Here is a 3,468-nt window from a genome sequence, read left to right as displayed (position 1 = left end):
CTCCGGCGACCAATCGGGATCCTCGGCCTTGGAAGGCGCCTCCTTCGCGATGATCCCCTTCTTGAAGCCTGCGGCCTCGAAGGCCGGCTGCCACTCCTCGATCCCCGCCTTCACATAGGGGACGAGCCAGCTCGGTGTCGCCGGATCCACATAGTAGACGATCGGCTGCTTGGGCTCGGAGAGTGCCGCATTCGGATCCTTCTTCTCGAGGCGCCAGCGGGCGATGAAGTTCCGCTGCTGCGCGCGCTGCTCGGGCCGGCTGAAGTCGACGGTCGAGGTGAAGAAGTAGCCGACGCGCGAATCGCGCAGACGCGGCATCATGGGTTGCTCGGGGAGCTTCACCATCGACCAGTGGATGACGAACGACTTGCTCACCGCCGGGGTCCCCGGCGCGGGCTGTGAGGGCGGGAGCCCCGGCAGGAGCGATTGTGGGGTGGGCTGCGCCGCGATGGTCAGCGTCGCCTCCACCTCGATGTTCTTCGGATAGGTCGCGACCCGCTCGAGGAAGGACCGCGCGGCATCGACGGAGCCGCGATAGCGACGGACGACGCTGATCTCGCTGGGCGGATTGGTGTAGGTGCGCGAGACCTCGATCACCGCCGCCGAATCGGGGCCGTATGCCGCGACGTTGAACGACCCGAGGATCGCGTCGTAGTTCGCGTTGGCGACCGCCTCGGCGATCGGGTTGCTCGGATCGGAGACGATCGCGTAGGAGACGCTGCGGAGGAGGACGCGATGCCCCTTTCGCTCCCAGCGCACGACACGCTCATCGAGCGCCTGACCGCCGTAGCCGTCCCCTTCATTCGTTTTGGTGATGGAGGTGACGAGGAGGAGATCCTTCCCCATCTCGGCGGCCGGGATCTCGTAGTAGAGCTGGCTCCCGATCTGATGGGTCTTGAAGAGGCCGGCCTTGGTCTTGACCTCACCGCGGATCACCTGGTTGTAGGGGCGCGGCTGCGGGTCGGCGGGCTGGGCGCCGGGGGCGCCACCAGCCGGCTGCTGGCCAGCGGCATTCGCGCCACCCTGCGGGGCAGGGGCGCCATTCGCGGGGCGCGCGGGAGCGGGCGCGGGCGCCGCAGCTGGGACGGCTGGAGCGGCACCGGGCGTCGGCGTCGGGGTCGTGGATGGGGTCGAAGGCTGGCAGGCGAGCGCCAACGCCGCGAGCCCACCCAGCCACAGCTTCGGTCGAGTCGAGGTCATGAGGGGACGAGGGGGTGAAAGAACCCACGGTCACCATGACCGCGGCGGTGCGACAGACCACTAATCCTACACGCCGTACCGGATGGCGTCGTTGCCAAATCGCTCTCGGACACGGTCCACGGCACGGGAGACCGCTCGGTCCTCAGGGCGCTCCGCCGGTAGCGCGGTCGACACGGCGTCGGGGGTGATGGGCCCGCGAGCCGGTGGTGCGAAGAGGCCTAACTGCTCGGCGTCGGGCCGCGGTATGAGCCCACCGCACGAGACGCCGACCAATCGGGCCGGGACGGTGCGTGCCTTCCGCAGCCGTGCGAGCAGTGTGACGGCCAGGTCGGCGATCGCGCGGTCGCTCTCCACCGCGTCGGCAACGGTCGTGCTCGCGAGCCGCGTGGTGAAGTCGGCGTCCTTGATCTTCACCGTAATCGTGCGCGCGGCGAGGCGCTCGGTGCGGAGCTCGGATGCGACACGTGCCGCGAGGCTCCGCAACGTGACGGCGATCGCCCGAACATCGCGGATGTCGCGATCGAAGGTCGTCTCGCGGCTCACCTGCTTGGCCGGCGCGCGCCCCTCGACCGGGGCCTCATGGCGCCCGAGACACCGCTCCCGCAGCCAGGCGGCAGGGCGTGTCCCGAGCCACCGCGTGAGCGTCCGCGGATCGACGGCGAGGACATCAGGGACCCGCTCGAGTCCGAGCGAGGCGAGCTTGGTCTGGAGCTTGGGCCCGACCCCAGGGATCTGGGCGAGGGCACAGCTGCGCATGAAGGTCGCCTCATCCCCCTCGTGGACGAGGTGCACGCCATGCCCACCGACCCCCGCCCGCGGCTTCGCCTTCTCGGCGGCGAGCTTGGCGATCAGCTTCGAGGTGCCACCGCCCAAAGAGAGCCAGATCCCCGTCTCGTGGTGGACCGTCGCACGGATGCGCTGCGCGGTCTGCTCGAAGCTCTCGGGGGCGTAGAGCGCCTCGGTGCCGGAGAGATCGAGATACCACTCATCGATGCTCGCCGCCTGGACGACCGGGGTGAAGCGCTGGAGCACCGCGCCGATCGCGCGCGAGGTGGTGGAACAAGCCGCGCGCGGGACGGGGACGCAGAGCGCATCGGGACAGAGCCGGAGCGCCTGTGCGATCGGCATCGCGGAGCGCACCCCGTAGGCCCGGGTCTCGTACGAGGCGGAGCAGACCACACCGCGCGAGTTGGGTCGCCCTCCGACGATGAGTAGCGGGGCGCGGCCCGCCCCCTCGGGATCCGCCATGCGCGCGACGGCGACGAAGAAGGCGTCGGCGTCAGCGAGGAGGATCCGGCGGGGCGTCATGGGAGACGGAACATACGATAAATTCCTCGGCGATGACGGCCCCCGACCTCCCCCTCTGGACCCCGAGCCGCGAGGCGGCGGCGGAGAGTGCGCTCGCCCGGTTCTGCTGGACGGTGAGTGCCGTCGACCCGACCGCCCCCGAGGCCTCCGCCCCGTACGAGGCGTGGCACGCCTGGTCGGTCCGCGAGTCCGAGCGGTTCTGGGCCCAGGTCTGGCGGCTGACCGGGGTGATCGCGGCGCCGCATGGCGAGGGGCCGGGCGCCCCGCCGCCCTGGGAGACGGTGCTGATCGATGGCGACCGGATGGCGCCCCCGCATGGCGCCGCGGGGCCGCACTGGTTCACCGGGGGCCGGCTCAACTTCGCGGAGAATCTGTTGCGCCGTCGCGACGGGGCCACGGCGATCGTCGCGCGCGACGAGCAGGGACGGCGCCGAACCCTCACCTTCGCCGAGCTCGCCGATGCGGTGCGCCGATGCGCTGGGGCGCTCCGCGCGGCCGGTGTCGCTCCCGGTGACCGCGTGGTGGGATTCCTCCCGAACATCCCGGAGGCGGTGATCGGGGCACTTGGCGCCGCGAGCGTCGGTGCCGTCTGGTCGTCGTGTTCGCCGGACTTCGGGGTGGGTGGGGTTCTCGATCGGTTCGGACAGATCGCGCCGAAGGTGCTGATCGTCGCCGATGGCTATCACTACGCGGGGAAACGAATCGACTGCGTGGCGCGCAGCGTGCAGATCGTCGCGGCGCTGCCGAGCGTGGAGCAGCTGATCGTGGTGCCGTTCCTCGATGATGCGCCGGCGCGCGCCGATGTCGCGGCGCAGCTGCCGAAGTCGACTCGTTGGGACGACTTCCTCGCGCGCGGCGCGGCGGCACCCGAGCGATTCGAACATCTCCCGTTCGATCACCCGCTCTACGTGATGTACAGCTCGGGGACCACGGGGCTCCCGAAGTGCATGGTGCATGGCG

The 3,468-nt window shown here is 70.6% G+C and carries 3 protein-coding genes; 1 reads left to right on the top strand and 2 read right to left on the bottom strand.

Annotation, left to right across the window (positions count from 1 at the left end; all coding sequences use genetic code 11):
* On the bottom strand, positions 1-1,200 hold a 1,200-nt coding region (locus FJ309_17225), incomplete at its 3' end, for a DUF5117 domain-containing protein (GenBank protein MBM3956316.1).
* A 66-nt stretch (positions 1,201-1,266) separates the two neighbouring features.
* Positions 1,267-2,508 carry a DNA polymerase IV gene (locus FJ309_17220; protein ID MBM3956315.1) on the bottom strand — a complete coding sequence of 414 codons (1,242 nt, stop codon included), beginning with the start codon at positions 2,506-2,508 and terminating at the stop codon, positions 1,267-1,269.
* A gap of 32 nt (positions 2,509-2,540) precedes the next feature.
* Between FJ309_17220 and FJ309_17215 the strand changes: the two genes are divergently transcribed.
* The coding region (locus FJ309_17215) for an AMP-binding protein (protein MBM3956314.1) at positions 2,541-3,468 on the top strand (928 nt) is incomplete at its 3' end.

This window comes from Planctomycetota bacterium (assembly GCA_016872555.1).
Classification (GTDB): Bacteria; Planctomycetota; Planctomycetia; order Pirellulales; family UBA1268; genus F1-20-MAGs016.
The sequence above is the reverse complement of the archived record's forward strand: the minus strand, read 5'-3'. Positions and strand labels throughout refer to the sequence as shown.

Coding starts and splice junctions, on each gene's coding strand:
- FJ309_17220 (MBM3956315.1), bottom strand. CDS start 2,508: ATGACGCCCCGCCGGATCCTCCTCGCTGACGCCGACGCCTTCTTCGTC.